The 22,084-nt window shown below is 44.1% G+C and carries 21 protein-coding genes; 19 read left to right on the forward strand and 2 right to left on the reverse strand.

Annotated features, from left to right (window positions below):
• The first annotated feature begins 342 nt into the window (after positions 1–342).
• The 13 genes from ACYQ3Q_RS25305 to ACYQ3Q_RS25365 all read left to right on the forward strand — a co-directional run bounded on the left by ACYQ3Q_RS25305 (position 343) and on the right by ACYQ3Q_RS25365 (position 13,585).
• On the forward strand, positions 343–861 hold the full coding sequence (locus tag ACYQ3Q_RS25305; protein WP_459931193.1) for a hypothetical protein: 519 nt from the start codon (positions 343–345) through the stop codon (positions 859–861).
• Between the two features lie 26 nt (positions 862–887).
• On the forward strand, positions 888–2,357 hold the full coding sequence (locus tag ACYQ3Q_RS25310; protein ID WP_459931194.1) for an AAA family ATPase: 1,470 nt from the start codon (positions 888–890) through the stop codon (positions 2,355–2,357).
• A gap of 253 nt (positions 2,358–2,610) precedes the next feature.
• Positions 2,611–3,885 carry a competence/damage-inducible protein A gene (locus tag ACYQ3Q_RS25315; RefSeq protein WP_459931195.1) on the forward strand — a complete coding sequence of 425 codons (1,275 nt, stop codon included), beginning with the start codon at positions 2,611–2,613 and terminating at the stop codon, positions 3,883–3,885.
• Positions 3,875–5,494, forward strand: a complete 1,620-nt coding sequence (locus tag ACYQ3Q_RS25320) for a DEAD/DEAH box helicase (protein WP_459931196.1) — start codon at positions 3,875–3,877, stop codon at positions 5,492–5,494. Before ACYQ3Q_RS25315 ends, ACYQ3Q_RS25320 begins: the two co-directional genes overlap by 11 nt.
• Positions 5,495–5,722: 228 nt before the next feature.
• Positions 5,723–6,763 carry a recombinase RecA gene (gene recA, locus ACYQ3Q_RS25325; protein ID WP_459931197.1) on the forward strand — a complete coding sequence of 347 codons (1,041 nt, stop codon included), beginning with the start codon at positions 5,723–5,725 and terminating at the stop codon, positions 6,761–6,763.
• Positions 6,741–7,283, forward strand: a complete 543-nt coding sequence (locus ACYQ3Q_RS25330) for a regulatory protein RecX (protein WP_459931198.1) — start codon at positions 6,741–6,743, stop codon at positions 7,281–7,283. Before recA ends, ACYQ3Q_RS25330 begins: the two co-directional genes overlap by 23 nt.
• A 290-nt stretch (positions 7,284–7,573) precedes the next feature.
• Positions 7,574–9,124, forward strand: coding sequence for a ribonuclease Y (gene rny / locus ACYQ3Q_RS25335; RefSeq protein ID WP_034145796.1), 1,551 nt, complete (start codon positions 7,574–7,576; stop codon positions 9,122–9,124).
• Between the two features lie 86 nt (positions 9,125–9,210).
• Positions 9,211–9,828 (forward strand): hypothetical protein, encoded by a 618-nt coding sequence (locus ACYQ3Q_RS25340; protein ID WP_459931199.1) that lies wholly within the window; start codon positions 9,211–9,213, stop codon positions 9,826–9,828.
• Between the two features lie 200 nt (positions 9,829–10,028).
• Positions 10,029–10,811 (forward strand): TIGR00282 family metallophosphoesterase, encoded by a 783-nt coding sequence (locus tag ACYQ3Q_RS25345; RefSeq protein ID WP_459931200.1) that lies wholly within the window; start codon positions 10,029–10,031, stop codon positions 10,809–10,811.
• Positions 10,812–11,027: 216 nt separating this feature from the next.
• Positions 11,028–11,288, forward strand: coding sequence for a stage V sporulation protein S (locus ACYQ3Q_RS25350; RefSeq protein WP_034144930.1), 261 nt, complete (start codon positions 11,028–11,030; stop codon positions 11,286–11,288).
• 98 nt (positions 11,289–11,386) lie between these two features.
• The gene (locus ACYQ3Q_RS25355) at positions 11,387–12,340 is read left to right on the forward strand and encodes a dipeptidase (RefSeq protein WP_459931201.1); all 954 of its coding nucleotides are present in this window, start codon (positions 11,387–11,389) and stop codon (positions 12,338–12,340) included.
• Positions 12,341–12,374: 34 nt separating this feature from the next.
• Entirely contained in the window at positions 12,375–13,253 is an 879-nt protein-coding gene (locus ACYQ3Q_RS25360; protein WP_459931202.1) for a PHP domain-containing protein, read from the forward strand.
• 68 nt (positions 13,254–13,321) lie between these two features.
• The gene (locus ACYQ3Q_RS25365; protein WP_459931203.1) at positions 13,322–13,585 is read left to right on the forward strand and encodes a translation initiation factor 2; all 264 of its coding nucleotides are present in this window, start codon (positions 13,322–13,324) and stop codon (positions 13,583–13,585) included.
• Between the two features lie 41 nt (positions 13,586–13,626).
• Here ACYQ3Q_RS25365 and ACYQ3Q_RS25370 read toward each other — a convergent pair whose 3' ends face one another.
• Positions 13,627–14,127: an HD domain-containing protein gene (locus ACYQ3Q_RS25370; RefSeq protein ID WP_459931204.1), complete on the reverse strand. Its 501-nt coding sequence runs from the start codon at positions 14,125–14,127 to the stop codon at positions 13,627–13,629.
• Between the two features lie 215 nt (positions 14,128–14,342).
• On the opposite strand from ACYQ3Q_RS25370, the gene guaB reads away from it, so the two are divergent.
• The 6 genes from guaB to ACYQ3Q_RS25400 all read left to right on the forward strand — a co-directional run bounded on the left by guaB (position 14,343) and on the right by ACYQ3Q_RS25400 (position 20,624).
• On the forward strand, positions 14,343–15,797 hold the full coding sequence (gene guaB, locus ACYQ3Q_RS25375) for an IMP dehydrogenase (protein WP_459931205.1): 1,455 nt from the start codon (positions 14,343–14,345) through the stop codon (positions 15,795–15,797).
• Between the two features lie 194 nt (positions 15,798–15,991).
• Positions 15,992–16,327 (forward strand): hypothetical protein, encoded by a 336-nt coding sequence (locus ACYQ3Q_RS25380; protein ID WP_459931206.1) that lies wholly within the window; start codon positions 15,992–15,994, stop codon positions 16,325–16,327.
• 5 nt (positions 16,328–16,332) lie between these two features.
• Positions 16,333–17,493, forward strand: a complete 1,161-nt coding sequence (locus ACYQ3Q_RS25385; protein WP_459931207.1) for a glycerate kinase family protein — start codon at positions 16,333–16,335, stop codon at positions 17,491–17,493.
• 106 nt (positions 17,494–17,599) lie between these two features.
• Positions 17,600–18,181, forward strand: a complete 582-nt coding sequence (locus ACYQ3Q_RS25390) for a TetR/AcrR family transcriptional regulator (RefSeq protein ID WP_459931208.1) — start codon at positions 17,600–17,602, stop codon at positions 18,179–18,181.
• Positions 18,182–18,232: 51 nt separating this feature from the next.
• A complete protein-coding gene (locus ACYQ3Q_RS25395; RefSeq protein WP_459931209.1) occupies positions 18,233–19,321 on the forward strand; it encodes a DmpA family aminopeptidase in 1,089 nt (362 codons plus the stop codon).
• Between the two features lie 55 nt (positions 19,322–19,376).
• Positions 19,377–20,624 (forward strand): hypothetical protein, encoded by a 1,248-nt coding sequence (locus ACYQ3Q_RS25400; protein ID WP_459931210.1) that lies wholly within the window; start codon positions 19,377–19,379, stop codon positions 20,622–20,624.
• Here ACYQ3Q_RS25400 and ACYQ3Q_RS25405 read toward each other — a convergent pair.
• Positions 20,602–22,017 carry a two-component system sensor histidine kinase NtrB gene (locus ACYQ3Q_RS25405; protein ID WP_459931211.1) on the reverse strand — a complete coding sequence of 472 codons (1,416 nt, stop codon included), beginning with the start codon at positions 22,015–22,017 and terminating at the stop codon, positions 20,602–20,604. The genes ACYQ3Q_RS25400 and ACYQ3Q_RS25405 overlap by 23 nt on opposite strands.
• Positions 22,018–22,084 lie beyond the last annotated feature (67 nt).

Below are 22,084 nucleotides of genomic sequence, written 5' to 3' on the forward strand. Positions count from 1 at the left end.
TTCCGGTGTGGGTTATAAAGTGGGGCAACGCTTTTTTAAAGTTCGGTTTTTTTTTTACTTAAATACCCGCGGTTTTTTTTTTTTCCAAGTAAAAAAAATTTGGGGAAATTAATGGGGGGCACCGGGTTGCAACGCGCCGGTTTTTGGGGGGCCGTTTATTTTAAAAAAATTAAAATTTTTTAAAAAGGCCCGGCCCCCCAACCACGTCCGCCCCCAACACGCCCGTTCCTTGTTTTTCCAGATGTGGATACAAGTTGTTGCTTCAGAATGATATACTACGTGCTATAATGTTGATATAGAGTGTGATGTAGCATTAAGTATGACATAATGGAGGATGAAGAGATGACGAGACAGCGGGTATTGCTGATTAGCCTTGTAGGGTTCCTGATATTTGGTTTGCTCCTTGGAGGCAAACTTATCTATCAAAAGAAGTGGGTTGATGTTACGATCTTGAGTCAAAGTCAGCAAATTCCAGGCGTCATTTCCGCTAAAGTGGTGACTAATCGTGGCGAGAAAGAGATGGTTGTGGTTACTGATCAATTGGTGAACCTTCGTCAGACAAGTCAAACTCTAGTGAAATTAGCTGAAGATGTTCCAATTCGATTTAAAGATCATAAGAATGAAACTCTCGAAAAACTATATGGACAAATTCAGTTTGCCTTACAAGAAGGTATAGCGCGTGGAAATTTCACGGAAATGGCCCAAACTGTAAGAATACAGGCGGAACAAGCAGGCGTACAGCTTGAATTAGAGATGGATAATGATGCCATATACGTACTCATGAATCAGGGAGATGCTCAACTTATTGAAGTAATCGAACGACATGGGCAAGAGAAATTTCTGCCGACAGAAAGAGAGTAAGATATTACCGATGAAGGGGAGAGAACATGAAACTTGATATTATAATAGGTTTTGTAATTGGGGTTTTCGCCTTTTTAATGGTTTTGGGATATAATGTCTTCCCGATTGGCTTGCTGCTTGTAGCAGCGTATCTGGTTTGGACCTTAGTCCTTTCACGTCAAATCCTAAAAAACGGGAATGGTGTATCTATAGCCACTACTGCGATTGATTTTGAGGATATCGGGGGACAGAGTGTTGCTAAGAAAGAATTGCAAGAGGCGTTAGACTTTTTACTTCACTCTGACCGGATGAAAGCCTTAGGGATCCGCCCGCTCAAGGGGATCTTGTTGTCAGGCCCCACGGGTACAGGGAAAACACTGCTTGCCAAAGCGGCGGCAAGATATACAGACTCCGCTTTTCTGTCGGTTTCAGGCAGCGAATTTGTAGAAATGTACGCTGGTGTGGGGGCGGAAAGGGTCCGTGGATTGTTCCGTAGAGCGCGAGAAATGGTACGGAAAGAAAAGAAAACGAGTGCGATTATTTTTATCGATGAAATGGATATTTTAGGGGCTAAACGGGGCAGTAATGTTTCCCATCATGAATATGACCAAACCCTTAATCAACTGTTAGTTGAAATGGACGGATTGAAAGCGGAACAAGGTCCGCCCATCTTAGTGATGGGCGCTACGAATCGCCCGGAAGCGTTGGATGCAGCGTTGCTTCGCCCAGGACGTTTTGACAGGCAAGTCAAAGTAGATCTTCCTGATAAAGAGGGACGCGTGGCAATCTTGAAAATTCACACAAAAAATAAACCTTTGGCTGAAGAGGTTAAACTAGAAGATATCGCGCATGAAACGTTTGGATTTTCAGGAGCCCATTTAGAAAGTCTTACCAACGAAGCTGCCATTCTTGCTCTGCGTGACGAAGCGAGTGAAATTAATGCTCATCATTTACATGAAGCGGTCGAAAAGGTGATGTTGGGAGAAAAACTTGATCGAAAACCTACGGCAGAGGAATTACGACGGGTGGCTATTCATGAGAGTGGGCATGCGTTGCTAGCAGAAATGGTCCGGCCAAACTCAGTCTCTCAAGTTTCCATCCGTTCACGAGGAAATGCCCTAGGATATGTTCGTCATTATCCGAAGGATGATTTATATCTGTATACTCAGGCGATGTTAGAAGAACAGATCATGGTGGCCTTAGCAGGGGCCTTAGCAGAAGAGGAAATCCTAGGTACTCGGAGCACTGGGGCTGCAGGTGATTATGAGCAAGCACTTAACCTTGTGGAAAGGATGTTAATTTCTGGAATGTCTTCGCTTGGCGTTACTGACGTATCTCGTTTGAATGCTGAACAACGTCAGCCTGTGACGAAAGACATATTAGCAGAACTCGAAGTGCGAACGAAGACAATTCTTTTGAAGAACAAACCTTTGTTAATTAAAATCACAGAGATTTTAGGAGAAGAAGAAACATTAAGTGGAGATAATTTGCGGATGTATTTGCTAAATGTTGCTTAAGCCCTAATGGGCAATAATACGTATAGCGTGGAGCCTTTCACTCAATTTGAAGTGAAAGGCTCCATTTTTTACATTGATGGGAGAAAATCGTCAAGTGATTAAGAGTTTAGATAATATTTTACAGAAAAAGAAGGATATTTCTGGGTTAATTTAGAAATAATTTAATGGGGAGTATCTTAAAGATCCACAGATATGAATTGCAACACGAAGTTTCGTGTTTATTTGCGTTGACAATAGGAGAGTGATAAACTATATGAAGGCTGAAATTGTCTCAACGGGGACTGAGATATTACTTGGAGAAACTCTCAATACGAGTGCTCATTACTTAACAGGAAAACTATCGACTTTGGGCATTGAGGTAGACTATCATACGACCATTGGTGACAATCCCGAACGGTTAGAACAAGTTTTACGTCAGGCGCTTGGGCGTTCTGATCTCCTGATTACGACAGGAGGGTTAGGTCCGACTGCCGATGACTTGACCAAGGAATTAGTTGCCAAAGTCTTAGAGTTGAAGTTGGAGTTAGACTCCTCCAGTCTAGAACAGATTAAGAAGTTTTTTGGTCGTCGGAAAGCGCCTATGCCTGAGAGTAATGAAAAACAAGCCTTTTTTCCAGTAAACTCGAAAATTTTGCCCAATCCCATTGGGACAGCCCCAGGGGCCATCATCGAAAAAAGCGGTAAGATCGTTATTATATTGCCAGGTCCTCCCTTTGAACTGCACCCTATGTTCGATAATTATGTTTGGCCGGAATTAGAGAAGATCCTTGAACCCCATGTCGAACGAATGAACGAGCGTGTCCTAAAAGTATTCGGAATCGGAGAATCGGCAATTGAGGAAGTACTCAACGAACTGATGAGACTTCCTAACGTTACGGTGGCATTGCTGGCCAAACGAGCTGAGATGCACATTCGTTTGGTGGCGAGGAGCACGGAAAAAACGTCTGGAGAAGCAGTTAAAGCGTTAGATCGAGTAGAGGAAGAAATCCGTCAGCGTTTAGGAAACAAAGTATTTGGCCGAGATCAGGAAACAATGGTCGGGATAGTAGGACAATTATTTACGGATAGACATCTGACTATTTCAACGGCTGAGTCATGTACTGGTGGATTACTTGGTGCTGCGCTCACTCAGGAACCGGGAAGTTCTCGGTTTTATTTGGGTGGGGTCGTGAGTTATTCTAATTCTCTTAAACAAGGGTTGCTTGGGGTAAGCGGGGAAACCCTTAAGGCGTTTGGTGCTGTGAGTGAAGAGGTTGCTAAGGAAATGGCAGAAGGAATTCGTGCTAAGACCGGATCAGATCTCGCCATCTCAACAACGGGGATTGCGGGGCCGGATGGAGGCAGTGATCAAAAACCGGTAGGTCTTGTATTTATAGGCATAGCGACACCTACGGGTGTTGAAGTAGAAAAATTTCAGTTATACGGAGAACGGCAGTCTGTTCGTCAGTTAACCGTTCATGCAGCCCTTAATGGAGTGAGACAGTGGATGTTGAATAGCGAAAGGGGTTTACAAATAGGTGATGGTTGAACGTTTACAAAGTTTTGGAGATATTCAGTTAAGTAAACAGGTTTTACAAGCTTTGTCAGAGATGGGGTTTGAAGAGCCTTCTCCGATTCAAAAAGAAGCAATTCCAGTTGCCCTTGAGGGGATAGACCTTATTGGGCAGGCTCAGACAGGAACTGGTAAGACAGCTGCTTTTGGAATCCCTATTACAGAGATGGTAAATGCTAAATTCCAAGCGGTGCAAGCACTCATTGTCACACCAACTCGGGAATTGGCGATTCAGGTTGCCGAGGAAATTGCTAAGCTTGGCAAGTATCGGCATGTCAAACCGTTGCCGATCTATGGCGGACAGCCCATTGACCGTCAGATTCGCGCCTTAAGGATGGGATATCAGGTGGTTGTAGGAACTCCTGGCCGGTTGTTAGACCATTTAAACCGTGGGACACTTCGTCTACAACATGTGAAAATGGTGGTTCTCGATGAAGCGGACGAGATGTTGGATATGGGCTTTATCGATGACATTGAAAGCCTCTTAAAGGAGGTACCTTCTGAAAATAGGCAAGTCTTACTTTTTTCAGCAACGATGCCCCCGGGAATTCGCAAATTAGCCCAAACTTATATGAAGTCCCCGCGTTCCGTTACAGTCAGTCGGGATGAATTAACCGTTCCCCTGATTGATCAGGTTTTCTATGAGACCAGGGAAAGCATTAAAGTGGATGCCCTAGGTAGAATCATTGACATGGAAGATATCGGTCAGGGAATCGTCTTTTGCCGCACAAAACGCGGGGTGGATGAGCTCGTAGTGGCACTTGAAGCCCGAGGCTATTTTGCGGATGCTTTGCATGGGGATTTGAGCCAGCAACAACGGGATCGAGTCATGAAGCGATTTAGAGACGGAAAGTCTGAATTATTGGTGGCTACGGATGTAGCGGCTAGGGGCTTGGATATTAATAACGTGACTCATGTCATTAACTTTGATATTCCTCAAGATCCAGTATCCTATGTCCATCGGATCGGACGGACTGGAAGGGTTGGACGTAAAGGCCAAGCAATAACCTTAATATCCCCGAAGGAGTATCGTCAACTTCGCCTCATTGAGAATCTTATTAAGACGAGAATCCGTCGGCAAGAGCTTCCTTCGATGGCCGATATAAGTGAGCGACAAGCGGAAAATCTCAAGAATCAACTCTTAAAACTGATCCAGAGTAATCGGCTCGGCAATTATCGAGCGATAGTCGCGGAATTGTTCCAAGAATACGATTCCATCGATGTGGCAGCAGCAGCCTTAAAGTTTGCGGTCGAGGGCGCGAATGTTGAAGAACGCTCTGAAGTTAAAGATCAAGATGAGCGGCTTTTTGGAAACACAGGGGCTTCAGCAGGAATGGTGCGTTTTTTTATTAATATCGGTCGAATCCAACAAATTCGCCCCCAAGATATCATCCGTTGGATTGCAGACCAAAGCGGGATTTCTGGAAACACGATTGGGATCATTAATATTTATGATAAATTTACGTTTGTGGAGATTCCCGAAAAGTATGCCACCAGGGTCCAGAGCTGTATGCATCAGACTTTGATAAAAGGGCGTAAGGTAAGTGTTGAGCCAGCCAAAGCTCGTGAAAGTGCCGAATTCTAATGAGTAAATTGATTTGATCAAAGAGTCTTTCACTTCTATAGGATGAACAGAAGTGAAAGACTTTTTTGTACTGATCAACGAACACTATCACCTAATGATTTATTAAATTGTAAGATAATTTGTTTTACTGTCGGTTGTAGATAAACAAATTGACAAGCATTATGAGGTACCTCTATAATAGAAACCGAACAGATGTTTTGGGTAGGACCACGATGAGGAGGTTATAGAATGGCGGAAACAAATAAGCTGAAAGCATTAGACATTGCCCTAGCTCAGATTGAAAAGCAGTTTGGTAAGGGTTCCATCATGAAACTTGGGGAATCTTCGGCAGGACTGTCGATTGACGTCATTCCAACAGGTTGTTTAGCGATAGACCTTGCCTTAGGAGTGGGTGGGGTCCCACGTGGGCGGGTCATCGAGATTTTCGGTCCTGAGTCGTCAGGTAAAACCACAGTGGCACTCCATATCGTCGCTGAAGCACAGAAATTGGGCGGAGTGGCTGCTTTTATCGATGCAGAGCATGCACTAGATCCAGTTTATGCTAAAGCCTTAGGAGTCAACATCGATGATTTGCTCGTGTCGCAACCGGATACTGGAGAACAAGGACTTGAAATCTGCGAGGCTCTTGTACGCAGTGCTGCAGTGGATGTTGTTGTGGTTGACTCAGTGGCTGCCTTAGTTCCTCGGGCTGAGATTGAGGGTGAGATGGGTGACAATCATGTCGGCTTGCACGCCCGCCTCATGTCTCAGGCCTTACGAAAGTTGACTGGCTCGATTAGCAAAAGCAATACCTGTGTAATTTTTATTAATCAGATACGTGAAAAAATTGGCGTAATGTTTGGAAGTCCAGAAACTACCACAGGTGGACGAGCCCTTAAGTTTTACGCTACAATTCGGATGGATATTCGCAGGCAAGAAGCCTTGAAACAAGGTCAGGATATTGTCGGTAACAAAACACGAGTTAAAATCGTGAAAAATAAAGTCTCCCCACCCTTTAAGATGGCAGATTTTGATATCATGTATGGAGAAGGGATTTCCCGCGAAGGAAGCATTGTGGATATTGGGACGGAGATGGAAATCATCAATAAGTCTGGCGCTTGGTACTCCTATAACGGCGAGCGGCTAGGTCAGGGTCGAGAAAATGTCAAGGAATACCTTAAGCAGCACCCAGATAAGGCAAACGAACTTGAACGACAGATCCGTGCCAATATGAGTGCTGTAGAGACGAGCACTGAGCCTGAGGAAGATGATTCTCTTGACGAAATCTAAACCCGGTAAGAGTGCGATGGTCGTTGCGGTGGATTGTTTATCCCGTCGGTCGATGACTCATTATGAATTAGAGACGCGTCTTCTAGAAAAGGGTTTCGAAAGCTCTGAGGTCACGGGAGTGCTGGATAGACTTCTTAAACTAGGCTACCTAAACGACCAGGAATTCGCTTTAATGTACTCGGAAAGTCGGCTTAAACGTTATTCGAAGAGAAGAGTTCAACAAGACATGAAAATGCGGGGGCTTGACCCCTGCTTGATTGAGCAAGCGTTAGAGTCAACTTATTCTGATGTTGACGAATATCAGCAATGTTTAACCCTTGCCAAGCGATGGTGGGTAGAAGAGGGAAAACGTTGGGAACAAAGGCATGAGGCAGAACAAGCAAAGCGGTATGTTCCACGTGAATTATGGATACAGCATAAAGTCGCTCGTAAGCTCATTCAACGTGGCTATCCCACGGATTTGGTATGGAAAGCACTAAATAATCTTGAAGACAGTTATAATATGGACGACGAGTGGTAGGCCCTGGTGTATAGAATGTATCTGTTTAGGACAAGCTTGACATTGATTGCAAATGATATTAAAATCTTAGCAGAGACCTGTCTCTGTTAAGATTTAACCTTTAAAGGTTTTCTTATAGATTTCGTTGTAGTTAGCTAAAATATAGGTTTTTTTGACTAGCGAGCGATAGTTTGTAGGAAACAGGAGAAGACACCTGTTTTAAGGTTATGCTTAAAAGTGACTGGTTTTGGAAACCAGCTTTTTTAATGCAAAAAATAGAAAATTTGTCAAACAAGGAGGTGTGTAGACGTATGATTATTGAACTAATTATTACCGGGTTAGTTTCTGTTTTAGTTGGATTAGGTCTGGGTGTTTTAGCAGGTTGGCTTTTCCGCAAAAGTACTGCAGAAAAGGGTATTGGATCAGCAGAAGAAGAGGCCAAGCGTATTGTTGAGAGTGCCCATTCAGCTGCTGAAAGCAAGAAGAGAGAATCTGTCGTTGCTGCTAAAGAAGAAGTCATGCATATTCGCAATGAAGTTGAAAAGGAAACTCGGGAGAGGCGTAATGAACTCCAACGCCTTGAGCGGCGCTTGCTCCAAAAAGAGGAAAGTCTCGACCGTAAAATTGAGTCACTGGAACGCAAAGAGGAAAATCTGCACCGCAAAGACGGCGAAGTAGAACAACTTAAAGAAGAACTGAACCAGATTGTTGGTAAGGAACAAGCGGAGCTTGAGCGCTTATCTGGAATGACCTCAGAAGAAGCTAAACAATTGCTTTTGAAACGTGTTGAGGAAGACGTTCGCTATGAATCGGCAATCATGATTAAAGAGATTGAGACACGTGCCAAGGAAGAAGCTGAGAAACGGGCAAAGAATATTATTGCCTTAGCGATACAGCGGTGCGCAGCGGATCATGTGGCTGAAACGACGGTATCCGTTGTAGCGTTGCCCAGTGACGAAATGAAAGGGCGAATTATCGGTCGTGAGGGACGAAATATCCGAACTTTAGAAACCCTTACGGGGATTGATCTTATCATTGATGATACACCAGAGGCTGTAATTTTATCAGGGTTTGACCCAATTCGCCGAGAAGTTGCGCGAATTGCTTTGGAAAAACTCATTGCCGATGGGCGCATTCACCCAGCACGAATTGAAGAAATGGTTGAAAAGGCTCAGAAAGAAGTTGACCAAAAGATCAGGGAAGAAGGGGAACAAGCAACCTTTGAAACAGGTGTGCATGGCTTACATCCTGAATTAATTCGTTTGCTTGGGCGACTAAAATTCCGCACAAGTTATGGACAGAATGTTTTGAAACACTCCACTGAAGTGTCCCATCTGGCTGGATTGATGGCGGCAGAGTTAGGTGTAGATATTCAACTTGCAAAGCGGGCAGGTCTTCTGCATGATATTGGCAAGGCTGTAGATCATGACCTAGAAGGGACCCATGTGCAAATTGGGGTGGATCTGGTTAGAAAATACAAGGAATCCGGTGATGTTCTTCACGCTATTGAAGCGCATCATAACGATGTAGAACCCAAGACCATTGTTGCAGTACTTGTTGCTGCTGCTGATGCGGTCTCAGCCGCTCGCCCTGGAGCACGTAGGGAGACCCTGGAAACATATATTAAACGTTTACAAAAGCTTGAAGAAATCGCCGAGAGTTTTGAAGGGGTAGAAAAGTGCTTTGCTATTCAAGCCGGACGAGAAGTTCGTATTATTGTCAAACCTGATAAGATTGACGATGTGCTCGCTCCGCGTGTAGCTCGTGAGATTAGTAAGCGAATTGAAGAAGAACTTGAATATCCGGGACAAATTAAGGTGGTTGTAATCCGAGAGACCAGAGCCGTTGACTTCGCAAAATAGTATAATAGTGAGATACCTAACCAGGCGATCCAGTGGGTCGCCTGGTTTTTTATTAAGGTGAATGCCCTATACCATATTTGACCAGTATGATTGATAGAGGTTTGGAGCAGGAGTTTGCAAGCTTATGCCGAATAAATACATGTAAGGACAGCGTAAAAGAGAGGGCTGAAATTAAGATGTTTAGTAGTTTATATAAAGACGGAGGGCGCACCCATGACGGAGGACGAGCCCAAGATGGAGTGGGATTGCTAACCTCAATTCTTTTGAGATACCCTGAAGTAGGGTCTGTACATTATTGGTGTGAGCAACATGCACTAAAAATCACGTTTATGATTACTCAATCACAAGAGGCCTCCACTCTTCAGGACATGCTAAAACCCGCTGTAGAATTCTTCCATCAACTTGAAGGTCGAAGCATGAGGGTTTTTGATATCATCTCCCGAAGCGAAGAAAATGTCTGTGTTATTACGGTAACTCGTGATGTCGAAAGTATGACTCAACGAGAAGTTGGGCTGATTGTCGAGCTGCTAAAGCGGAAGTACCAGAAACAGCTGGTGTATGATGAAATGTATCTGCCCGAAGAGGAACAGATTTACCAGGAGGAAATGATCAGTAAAATGCTTTACTCAATCCAAAGCGATACTATGAGTAGAAACGTGGTTGCATTGCGAGAGGAAGGGCGTGTTTTGGTCTTCAAGTCCTAGCTAATGCGATGCTCGAAGTTCGATGCGCGATGCTCGATTTGTGATATTCGAACCTCTAACCTCGACTCAGTCATTGGAACAGTATCTAAATTCGGAATAATGGCATTCTATGGATAACGTTTAGGTGCGATGTGCGATATTCGATGTGCAAACTTCGAACATCGAGCTTCGAACCTCGATTTGTAAGGGAGGTACGTTTGTTGCGCATACTTTTTATTGGGGATATTGTAGGCAAGCCTGGAAGGGAAGCGGTTAAACGTTTTTTAAAACCACTTCAGGTGGAATATAAAATTGATGTGACTATGGCTAATGGCGAAAATGCCGCAGCTGGAAAAGGGTTAACCAAAGATATTGCCGAAGAGCTATATGGCTATGGAATCGAATTTTTGACGATGGGCAATCATGTTTGGGATAATCGAGATATTATGACCTTCATTGATCGTGAACATAGAATTATTCGCCCAGCGAATTATCCAGTTGGAGCGCCAGGACAAGGGCATGGATTCCTGAGAGCCTTTGGTAAGAAAATTGGAGTCCTTAATCTTTCAGGGCGCATCTTTTTACCATCGCTTGACGATCCCTTTAGTGGGGCGATACGTTGGGTTAATCAGATGAGGCAAGAGACGCCCATTATCATCCTTGATTTTCATGCTGAGGCTACTTCGGAGAAAATGGCCTTAGGTTGGTTTCTGGATGGCAAGGTCAGTGCTGTTGTGGGAACCCATACCCATATTCAGACTGCGGATGCTCGTCTGCTTCATCAAGGAACAGCCTATATTACGGATGTTGGGATGACTGGGCCAAGGGATTCTGTCTTGGGCGTAAAAAAGGAGATTATAATTAATCGCTTCTTAACCCAACTACCCGCGAAGTTTGAGTTAGCCAACGGTCCTATTCAGATCAATGCCGTGGTCATAGATATTGATGAGGATACTGGAAAAGCGCGCCAGATTGAAGCAATCCAACGGATTGCAGAGGCTTGAATCGAGGCAAGAAGCTCGATGCGCGATCTCGAACCAGGGTTCGCAATACACGATTCCTAGATACATAATCTTGCTTGATTTTTCCGTTGCCTTACTCTTTGACAAAATTCTGAAAATTCTTCTTCATAATAGAGGATTTTGTCTGACTGTTCTCGAATACATATATTCTAAGTTGTGGTAATACTTGTAAATGAATTCGAGCAGGAGGATGTATCTATGGAAGTATTAAAAGTCTCAGCTAAATCTAGCCCGAATGCTGTTGCAGGAGCACTTGCAGGGGTTCTGCGTGAGAGGGGGGGCGCAGAGTTGCAAGCCATAGGAGCAGGAGCACTCAACCAAGCTGTAAAAGCGGTAGCTATTGCTCGTGGTTTTGTGGCTCCAAGTGGAGTCGATCTTGTCTGTATTCCAGCATTCACTGATGTATTGATTGATGGAGAAGAAAGAACTGCTATTAAGTTAATTGTTCAGCCGCGCTAAACGAAGATTGCGAGACATATGTGGATTCACCTGTTTGCTTTATTCATAAGCAGACAGGTGTTTATTTCGTTATGATAGATATAGGGAGGTCAATAGTTATGGATAATATCTTCATAGTAGATGGGCACTGTGATAGTTTAATTCACTATGTTGAGGGAGAAAGAACGTTGCATGATCCCTTAGAAGGAGGGCACTGGGATACACAAAGAGCGAAGCTGGCCGGACTTTCTCTGCAGTTTTTTGCGGCCTATATTGAGACGAAGTATAAACCTACAATGGCAACCTGGCGGGGATTGCAACTGATAGAAGGTGCCCATCGATTTATTGTGGATCATCCAGAAGAGGTTTTTCTGGTGTTGGGAAAACAAGACCTTCAAAAAGTTCCGGATCTGACTCGAATTGGAATCCTGCTGAGTGTTGAGGGCGGGGAAATTCTAGGACAGAACCTTTTTATGCTGGATATAATCTATAAGTTAGGAGTTAGAGCGTTAGGTCTGACCTGGAATCAGCGCAATGCTCTGGCTGATGGAATTGGGGAAATTAATACGCAGAGTAGATTGACAAATTTAGGTCAAGAGGTTGTTTTACACATGAATAAGCTCGGCATGCTGATTGATGTGTCTCATCTTAATGAGGCAGGATTTTGGCATGTTCTAGAGCTTTCTGAGGCTCCTATTGCAGCGACACACTCCTGTGCCAAGGCTTTGTGTTCAAATCCGCGTAATCTTACGGATCAACAACTTCGTGCTTTGGCAGAGCATAAAGGAGTAGTAGGGGTGAATTTTTATCCGTCTTTTTTAAGAGAGACAGGCCAAGCTACGCGAGAAGATGTCATTCGTCATATTTGTCATATTGCTGAGGTAGCAGGCGTGGAGACGGTTGGATTAGGCTCAGATTTTGACGGAATAAGTGAAGCGCCAGCCGGGCTAGAACATGTAGGGGATTACTCCAAGTTGCTGGATGATTTGATAAGAGTCGGGTTCTCGACTCGGGAAATAGAGCAAATTTCAGGTCGGAATTTTATGCGATTATTGTCGGACGTGTTAAAATAAGCGTAAATAGAGAATCTAGAAATGGGGTTGAGTCGTGGTTTCAACATTTACCCTATACGAAGCAGATTTGCATTGCCACACAACAGCGTCCGACGGATTACTGACACCGACAGAACTGGTCCGTTTAGTTGCGGAGTTGGGCTTAAAAGCGGTTGCAATAACAGATCATGATACTATTCAGGGCTGGGAAGAAGCAGTGGATGCTGGTTTAAACTATCAGATACAAGTACTTAGAGGGATTGAACTCAACACAAATTGGCGTGGGAAAGAGGTTCACATCCTCGGATACGAATTAGATGGTTCATCAAACTATTTAAATGAGAAACTAAGGGGTTTGAGTGAAGCTCGTGTACATCGTATGCTGGAAATTCTAGCTCGTTTGGCAACTCAGGGGATTGTTATTAGCGAAGATGAGGTTCGACAGTTTGCCCAAGGAGAATCAATCGGACGTCCACATATTGCCCAGGTACTTTTAAAGCGTGAATTTATACGGTCCATTCGAGAAGGGTTTGAGCGTTACATCGGAATGGGGGCCCCGGCCTACGTTCCACGCTATAAACTTACCCCAGAAGAGGGGATCAAATTAGTACGCAAAGCTCAAGGGGTTGCCGTTCTTGCTCACCCTGGCATTCAACAACTAGAAGAAGGTATCCCTGACTGGATCCAAGTTGGGCTCCAAGGGATCGAAGTTTGGCATTCTGAACACAAGCTGGAGGATGTCAAAAGATACTGCACCATTGCTGAGCAATATGATTTACTAACTACGGGAGGATCTGACTTTCATGGCGAAGCACAGAAACCTGGAGTCCAGGTCGGTCGTTGGGGTGTTTCTCTCGAGGTCGTCGAGCAGATTCTCAATCGAGCAAAACAAAATCGTCGGAACTTAGACAGAGAGTGCTCAGCTTTTGTTTAGAAAGGGTTAAAATGCATTTTCCCGGCATAAACTATAACTATAGATAGTGCCGGGGGGGGCGTAATGTATTGGATTCTAAGGACGAAGTTAAGTTACTGAGGGCTCGTATCGGGGAACTGGAGCAACGTGTAGAACATTTAAGAGTAAGCCGAAGGGTGCTTATGAACTTGTTGGAAAAGGTTGAACGTGAAAAGGTGGCTTTGGTTCATCATCTTGAAAAGGAAAATGTGCGCTTACAACGTGATAATAAACGATTTGCGAAATGGATTTTCTCAAAAAACAAAGAAATTGTTGAACTGCAAGAAAAAGATAATCTAGATACATTATTATAAAAAAAGCATGAGTCGATTTATGAATGACTCATGTTTTTTATTTAATGTTGATTGTCCGCTTGTTTTAAAAGAAAGCCTAAATTGGTTTTAGGATTGTGATGTTCACGAATTAATTGGCAGATCACAGGGTTTAACCCTGCATCTTCAGCGAGATAACCGCCCCATAGGGCGTGCCTTGTTTCGACCTTTAAGGGGTATGAGAAAATGGAGTGACCGCTTTCTAGGCGTGACCTTAGGGACTTGGGTATTTTCTGGACAAGGACAATAAATACCCGCTGCCAGAGACGGATGGAAAGAACGGATTTTCCGCAGTCATGGAGGAGTGCGGCGATGACAAGGTTTTTAAAGTCGTCAATGGATAGAGAATGTTTTGCTTTCAAGATACTTTTGGTAACATCTATCGCATGCCGTTGTTCGGTCAGTGATTGCTGAAGAAAGAGTACAGAGGCAGCAGGAGATAAGTGTTTCAAGGCCCATTCGATGTCCTTGGGATCAATATTGGGAAAAATTGCATGCGCGAATTGAAGTACCCGGTAGATCATGTCATGATTCCTCCATTCTCCTTCTCCTTTTTCATCATAGGTCACAGAATCCTGTTTTGCAAGCCATATGGAATAGTTTGCTGGAATAAGGGAAATCTATCGTTTGAAAGGTATTACTTTCACCTTCACTAAGCTGATTAAGAGGTTATAATTATATGTTCTTTTTTTGATATATCTGATATACTAATTAGAAAACTATTTGAAGGGAGCCAATCATGCAGTCCAATCGTATAATCAATAATGCAGCACTAACGTTTGATGATGTTCTCATTGTTCCGGCCAAATCTGAGGTTTTACCTCGAGATGTCGATGTCAGCACTTACTTAACCAAAAAAATCAAATTAAGTATCCCGCTTATGAGTGCTGGAATGGACACTGTTACAAATTCTCGGATGGCGATCTCCGTTGCGAGAGAAGGCGGAATTGGGATTATTCATAAAAATATGAGCATTGAGCAGCAAGCCTTAGAAGTGGATAAAGTTAAACGTTCTGAACATGGTGTTATCACGGATCCAATCTTTTTACATCCCAACGACAGTGTTATGGAAGCTTTAAAACTGATGGAGCGTTATCGAATCTCAGGGGTTCCTATTACTGTCGATGGAAAACTGGTTGGAATCCTAACAAACCGGGATCTGCGCTTTGAGAAAGACTATAATCGTTTAATCTCTGAGGTGATGACTCGGACAAATTTGGTAACCGCTCCTGTCGGAACAACTCTGGATCATGCCCAAGAAATATTGGGGCAACATAAAATTGAAAAGTTACCCCTTGTAGATTCTGAGGGGATGCTCAAGGGACTTATTACAATTAAAGATATTGAAAAAGGGCGGCAGTATCCGAATTCTGCTAAGGATGAAAGTGGTCGTTTACGTGTAGGCGCAGCTATTGGAGTCACTGCAGATACATTGCAGCGTGCCGAGGCGTTAGTAAATGCTCGTGTCGATGTTATTGTGCTTGATACAGCTCATGGTCACTCTAAAGGGGTCATCGAGATGGTGCGGGTCTTAAAAGAACGCTTTCCGGAGACTCAGCTGATTGCTGGGAACGTTGCAACGGCTGATGCAACTCGAGAACTCATTGAAGCGGGTGCGGATGCTATCAAAGTTGGGATAGGACCAGGTTCGATTTGTACCACTCGTATCGTTGCAGGTATTGGCGTTCCTCAAATCACGGCGGTTATGGATTGTGCTGAAGAAGCGGAGAAATATGGTGTTCCTGTGATTGCGGACGGAGGAATTAAGTTCTCAGGGGACATCGTCAAAGCCTTGGCGGCCGGTGCTCGAACTGTCATGATCGGAAGTCTCTTTGCTGGTACGGATGAGAGTCCTGGAGATCTGGAAATTTATCAGGGACGAAGTTATAAGGTATATCGCGGAATGGGATCAATCGGTGCGATGAAAGAAGGTAGCCGAGATCGTTATTTCCAAGAAAAAGATCAAAAACTTGTTCCAGAGGGTATTGAAGGACGCGTCCCCTTTAAAGGACCCGTTTCAGAAACTATCTACCAAATGATCGGGGGATTGCGTGCTGGGATGGGGTATTGCGGCACAGCCAACATAGAGGCACTCAGAACACAAACCAAGTTTATACGTATAACAGCCGCGGGGCTTCGTGAAAGTCATCCCCATGATGTAACGATTACCAAGGAATCCCCAAATTATAGTTAGTAATAAAACAACGATAGTTAGTATCAAGCTTAAGACTCCCACTTCTATAAGTGGAGTGGTACCCCGGACTATGCTTCGGCGTTCATTTAGTTGAACGAGTTCACTACGTTTGAATTTTAGGTTAACCATTGTATAGCGAAGCTCAGGGAGAGAGTGTGACTCTCTCCCTCTTTATTAGTTATGAGGAGGGACGCATGAACTTTGTTTTTGGGCGCTATGTACTTATTTTAGGCTTGCTCTATATTTTTTGGGGCGAGTTTTTCGTTTCGGGTGGTGTACTCAATCAACTGGGCATCAATTTTGCTCTTTTTTATCCACTGGGTTTTTTAATAGGTTATCGCAGCCAATATGAGAATTGGCGTTCCGCATACCTTGCGGCTTTGATATTTAACCTTTTATCTTATGTAATTGCTAGTTTGCTTGAAATTCCTATTGAAAGCCTAATCATGATTGTAATAGATTATGTCAGCCTCTTCATTTTTCTTAAAGTTGGAAGGTATATAGGGCAACGTGCTCAATCTAAGGAGTGATAAGTATGCGAATTGTTATAGCCCCAGACTCTTTCAAGGGTTGTTTAAATGCCAATCACGTGGCGGCTGCAATGAGTAGAGGGGTCCAGCGAGTTTACCCAGAATGCGTGATTGATATGATCCCTATGGCAGACGGTGGGGAAGGTACGGTCGAGGCGATCCTTAGCGCGGCGGATGGGGTAAAGGTAAAGGTCAAGGTGACAGATCCGCTGGGACGGCCGATTGAAACGTCTTATGGTCTTATCGACCGTGGAGCGACAGCCATTATTGAAATGGCAGCAGCTTCAGGGCTCCCTCTTTTGCGCGATGATGAACGTAATCCTCTCGTAACCTCAACCTACGGAACCGGTCTACTGATACGTGACGCGCTGGAGCGTGGAGTCACTAAAATTCTTCTCGGTATCGGCGGAAGTGCTACGAACGATGGTGGTGCTGGGGTGGCAGCCGCGTTGGGGGTTAAACTTTTGGACGCCCAAGGACAAGAGTTACCTCAAGGAGGGGCTGCCCTTACCAAGCTTGTTAGCTTAGATATGTCCGACATAAATCCACGTCTATCTCAGGTGAAGATTGAGGTGGCCTGTGATGTTCAAAATCCGTTGTGTGGTCCAGAGGGCGCGAGTGCTGTTTATGGTCCGCAAAAGGGCGCTCAGCCCGAAGATGTAAAAGTTTTGGATGCAGCATTGCTAAATTTTGGGCTGCGCTTGAGCGAAGTGGTAGGGATAAACCTTCTGGAATTAGCCGGTGGGGGCGCAGCAGGAGGGCTTGGTGCTGGGGTGGTTGGATTTCTGGGAGCGAAATTACGACCAGGGTCTCAGATTGTCTTAGAGGTAGCCAAGGCAGATGAGAAAATTAGACAAGCAGATTTAGTGCTCACCGGCGAGGGAAGGACCGACTTTCAGACGGCATATGGTAAGGTGCCAGTGGGAGTTGCCGCCTTAGCGAAGAACTATGAGGTTCCAGTACTCGCTATCTCGGGATCGGTGGAGGGGCCTCCGGATTTTTTAGCAGAACTGGGGGTTACTAGTTGTTTCAGCGTTTCTGAAGGGATTGCGACTTTGGAGGAAGCTTTCTTAAAAGCAGAAGAACAGTTGGAGAGGGCAGTTTGGAGGATTCTTATGGTATGGAAGCTCGGGTATGAGGCTGCACAAAAGAACCAAAAAGCGTAAATATTTATTGTTTAGCCCCTTTATAGGCAGGAAATATATGGTAGACGGAGAATGACTGACTAAGAAGTTCATTCGTCCGCTAACAGGGATAAAGGGGGGATTTATAGTGACGGAAATGTCTCGAAGAGAACGTAAGAAAAAAGAGACACGCGAAAAGATTTTCTCAAATGCTATGCAACTTTTCCGTTTGCAAGGATTTACAGCCACCTCAGTCGATCAAATTACTCAGCAAGCTGATGTGGGAAAGGGAACGTTCTATAATTATTTTTCAACAAAAGAAGCTGTAGTGCTGGAATTTTCACGTCGTTCTTGGCAAGATCTTGTAAATGAAGGGCGTCAACAGGTATGTATGAGTACTCGCCAGCGGTTAGGAAACCTTCTGCAAGATTGGGCTGGGTTCATGATAAAAGATCGTGAAATTGCTTGGGTTACTGTGCGTAATCGCGATGGGGCAGATTATGATTTGAGTTTGCATTATGCGCTTATGGCTATTATAACGGTAGGGCAACAAAACGGCGAAATTAGTCGTGAGTTCGAACCCGCTTTTTTGGCTGAAAGTCTAGAAGGTATGATGGTCCAACATTTCATGCGCTGGTTTGTTTCTGGTTCAGGCAATTTACATGAAGAATTAAATCATGCACTGATGGTCTTTTTAGACGGTCTTTCGGAAAAGAAGCAAGAGGCGTAACATTCATATCCCTCCGTTGTTGCTCATAGAGTACAGCGGAGGGGATTTTTTATGTCTGCACGCTACTCGCCGAGGAGTCTTGGGCTTTGGCTGGGAGAGATGCCGGTTGGACCTCACAATGATATTTCGGATGTGCCAGGTGTATTAGTAGGGAGTGTGTCATTAATCCGAGGAGTGGGTCCGTTAAATCCCCGTGGAAGGGGTCCTGTTAGGACGGGTGTGACCGCTATTCTACCTCGCCCTGACCTTTATCGACAGCCCTGCAAGGCAGCAATTGACGTAATAAATGGGTATGGGAAATCGATAGGAGTTCCTTTTATTCAAGAAATGGGGATCCTTAATTCCCCCATTTTATTGACCAATAGTCTAAGCGTCAATGACGTGGGTCACGGTGTTATCACCTACCTTTTAAAGAAGTATCCAGAGATTGGTAACGAAGCGCGGACACCTAATGTGGTTGTCATGGAATGTGATGATTCTTATCTGAATGATATTCGTGGCCGACATGTTAAGCCCTTGGAGGCCATCCTTGCACTTCAACGGGCTGCGAAAGGACCGATAGAGCAAGGGAATGCTGGGGCTGGGGTTGGGATGTCCTGTTTTCAACTAAAAGGGGGCATTGGAAGTTCCTCACGCCTTGTTGGACAAGGCGTGAGGAACTATGTTGTGGGTATGCTTGCCCTGGCCAATTTTGGTATGTTAAAAGATTTCCTTTTATCCGGTGTTCCAGTTGGGAAATTCCTTGCTCGTCAAGCTAAGGGATACAATCCTGGATCGTTAATCCTGATAGGGATCACAGATGCACCATTATCACGCTGGCAATTGCAACAACTTGCGCGTCGGGCTAGTTTAGGTATGGCTCGGACGGGATCTATTTCTAGCACTGGAAGTGGTGATTTTTGTTTAATGGTTAGCACCCATTGTAGTGAGGACAACAATGGCAGTTCTTTATCCGACTGGGCCTTGGATGAATTCTTCAGAGCTGTGGTGGAGTCCACTGCAGAAAGCATTTGGAATGCTCTCTTTTTGGCTCAAACTATGGAAGGACGAGATGGAAATATTCGTTACGCCCTGCCAATTAGAGAAACGTTACAAATAATTCGAAGTTGGCAGGGAGGATATTCATGGAATTTGTCATGATTTTCGCACTTAACGCGTAAACATCCTTAGGGAGAAAAGCTAAGGGAGGTTCATTGTGAGTATAACCTGGAATATGATCTGGGAAGCTCATCCAGATGCATTTATAGTAAAAAATTTAAAGGAGTATCCAGACGATAAAAAAAAGGCCAGTCGCCTCCCAGCCCAGTTTGCTTATTTTATGGGCGGCGAGACCACGTTAAGAGTTGGGATCATTGCGAGTTCTTCAGTTCCACGCGAAGAGGAATTCCTACTTGCCGGGTTATTATGGGGAAATCGACTCAGTAATGGCGCAAAAACAGTAATTTATTATGTAGCCCCAAATTTCTCCACTTCTTTTTTGACCGGACTCACTAAAATTGGGGGTACAATTTTTGCAAGAGCAGTTTACTGGCGTGAAAAACTCTCGCCTAGTTTATACCCCATTCCGGAGAAGCAAACTAGCAACCAACCTCGCTATGTCCTAGGAGAGGAACGGCCAGATTGGAAACGCTGGGCAGAGGGGTTAAATCCCGTGGTAAGGCAACAATTGACGACTGTGAGGTCGTTCTTTAGTCATTTGGCAGCACGTAGGGTTCGCATAGAAATTAAACCTCAGAGCATAAGTTTCCTCTGGGGTCACTTTGAAATTGCTGAGGTGCGACGCAAAGGGAAAAAATTTGAACTATCCACCAAAGTGAAGTGGTTAAAGAAAGGGGAACAAATGGTCAAGTGGCAAAAACAAGGCTGGGTGGATGCTTCTGGTTCACTAAATCCGGAGTTTTGCGCCACAATTGTCAGTATTCTGGATTACCTAGAATCTCTTGAGCAAGAAGGTAAACTTCGCACTCAAGACCTTTTGGCTTTGTTGCTTCATCAGGGAGACGGGGTCTTAAAGTCACTCTGGGGGAGTCCGTGGCCGTGGCCGTGGCTTCCTAAGGAGCGTGCAGAAAACTCGGTGATGGAGTTAGAAGAATGGTATTTTTATCAGTGGAATGGGCAGTTAAGTGTTGTATGCCCAATCTTTGAAAAGCCACTTACCAAAGCTGCCCAAAGTGTTTTATTAGCAAGTGTCTTGGAAAGAAGCATGCTATTAGTATTTGCCAAGGATGACAAAGGCGATCCACTAGTTTGGGATGGCCGTGTTCATTGGCTGACGGCACTTGGCAAGGAAGAAGAACTTCGGCGCTGGTACTGTTGGTTAACGGATGTGGATAAGTTTCCTATCTGGACGTTGCCAGAAAACTGGCAAGATAAGGGGATTTATGAACTAAATTGCCAGGGATCACTGTTAAATCATTCACTTATGCAGAAAGGTTACTCGTAAACGTTGCTAAACTGGGAAAATCTATTAACACCTCGGTCCCACTCGATGCTGTAGATTCGGAAATGTGTAGCTTGCCATGATGGGCAAGTATAATTTGTTGTGCAATGGTTAACCCCAGTCCGGTACCTTCATTATGGGTGGAAAAGAAGGGATCAAGAACTCGTTTACGCAAATTTTCTGGAATCCCTGGTCCATTATCAATAACCCTAATTCTTATATGAGATTCGTGTTCTGTGAGACGAATAATGACCTTTCCTCCTTGGGGTGAAGCTTCAATCGCATTATTGAGTATGGATAGAAGAGCTTGAAGAAGTTGTTCATGGTCCCCCATGATACAGACTGAATGGGATGAGAGTTCGAGCACAAGGGTTACACCTTTTCGATCTCTCAGGGGCTGAATTAATTGAGTTGTGGCATGAATGGTATCAGCTAAGCTAAGTGCTTTAATTTGAGGTGCTGAAGGACTCGTAATGAGGAGGAATTTGCCCAACACTTGTTCTAAGGTGTGAATTTCATCCAGAATAAGCTGTTGATACGGACGGTAGGACTCCGGCCATTGTTCGGGAGTGATCAGTTGCATAAACCCTTTGATGGTTGTCAAGGGGTTGCGAATTTCATGCGCCAAACCAGCAGAAACCTCATTAATAATGGCAAATTTTGCAACCTGTACATACGCTTCCGAGCGTTTTTTTTCTTCGCTGATATCGAAAAGCGTCAATAGTGTGCCCGAAGGAATGTCACAGTTTAGTAAAGGTCGAGTTTGGAAGCGCAGATGCATAATTTCTTTTTTCGAGTTTTTCCAGGTAAACTCGCCCACTTCAGGTAAACTACCAGGTTGGAAATTATTTAGAATACCTAAGGCTTTAGATATTGGTTGGCCAACTAATGAGGACTTGGATAAACCTAATAAGTGGGTCGAACGAGGATTTGACTCGATAATCTCTCCTGTATTATCTAATAAAATAATGGCTTCATGACTATAGTCGACGGTTTTGATGACTGGAGGATTTTGCCACAATAAGGCCCGCATAGTATTGATGTGATGTTGATGTCGTGCGCGTTCTCGAGTTTCCTTACGGTTGAAGAGAAACAACAGAACGAAGAGAAAGAGAAGATGTACGATCAGCATGTGGCTTGAATGAGAGTTGGGATAAACTTGGCTGTAAAAGATAAGCAACAACATGCTGAAGATCCAAACTTTACCCCAAGTACTGTACCAAAGTTCGAACCAAATAAGAAGGGTTATGAACGGTATGCAAATAAGTATCAAGTGAAGAAGGCTAGAAATAGGTAAAAAATCAACGATAAAAATTAATATAATCATAATAACCGCCAAGACAATAAAGACACTTTGCCGTAGTAGAGAACTCAACCGTAACTTTAGGGAAATCACATTTTAATCTCCTTTCGGAAAACTATCAGAAACACACTATCATAGTCTATCATAAGTGAACGCAAAA

The sequence above is a fragment of the Desulfosporosinus burensis genome (assembly GCF_054657535.1).

Coding starts and splice junctions, on each gene's coding strand:
- ACYQ3Q_RS25330 (WP_459931198.1), top strand. CDS start 6,741: ATGATTCTCTTGACGAAATCTAAACCCGGTAAGAGTGCGATGGTCGTT.
- rny (WP_034145796.1), top strand. CDS start 7,574: ATGATTATTGAACTAATTATTACCGGGTTAGTTTCTGTTTTAGTTGGA.
- recA (WP_459931197.1), top strand. CDS start 5,723: ATGGCGGAAACAAATAAGCTGAAAGCATTAGACATTGCCCTAGCTCAG.
- ACYQ3Q_RS25340 (WP_459931199.1), top strand. CDS start 9,211: ATGATTGATAGAGGTTTGGAGCAGGAGTTTGCAAGCTTATGCCGAATA.
- ACYQ3Q_RS25350 (WP_034144930.1), top strand. CDS start 11,028: ATGGAAGTATTAAAAGTCTCAGCTAAATCTAGCCCGAATGCTGTTGCA.
- ACYQ3Q_RS25395 (WP_459931209.1), top strand. CDS start 18,233: ATGTCTGCACGCTACTCGCCGAGGAGTCTTGGGCTTTGGCTGGGAGAG.
- ACYQ3Q_RS25385 (WP_459931207.1), top strand. CDS start 16,333: ATGCGAATTGTTATAGCCCCAGACTCTTTCAAGGGTTGTTTAAATGCC.
- ACYQ3Q_RS25355 (WP_459931201.1), top strand. CDS start 11,387: ATGGATAATATCTTCATAGTAGATGGGCACTGTGATAGTTTAATTCAC.
- ACYQ3Q_RS25380 (WP_459931206.1), top strand. CDS start 15,992: ATGAACTTTGTTTTTGGGCGCTATGTACTTATTTTAGGCTTGCTCTAT.
- guaB (WP_459931205.1), top strand. CDS start 14,343: ATGCAGTCCAATCGTATAATCAATAATGCAGCACTAACGTTTGATGAT.
- ACYQ3Q_RS25315 (WP_459931195.1), top strand. CDS start 2,611: ATGAAGGCTGAAATTGTCTCAACGGGGACTGAGATATTACTTGGAGAA.
- ACYQ3Q_RS25305 (WP_459931193.1), top strand. CDS start 343: ATGACGAGACAGCGGGTATTGCTGATTAGCCTTGTAGGGTTCCTGATA.
- ACYQ3Q_RS25310 (WP_459931194.1), top strand. CDS start 888: ATGAAACTTGATATTATAATAGGTTTTGTAATTGGGGTTTTCGCCTTT.
- ACYQ3Q_RS25370 (WP_459931204.1), bottom strand. CDS start 14,127: ATGATCTACCGGGTACTTCAATTCGCGCATGCAATTTTTCCCAATATT.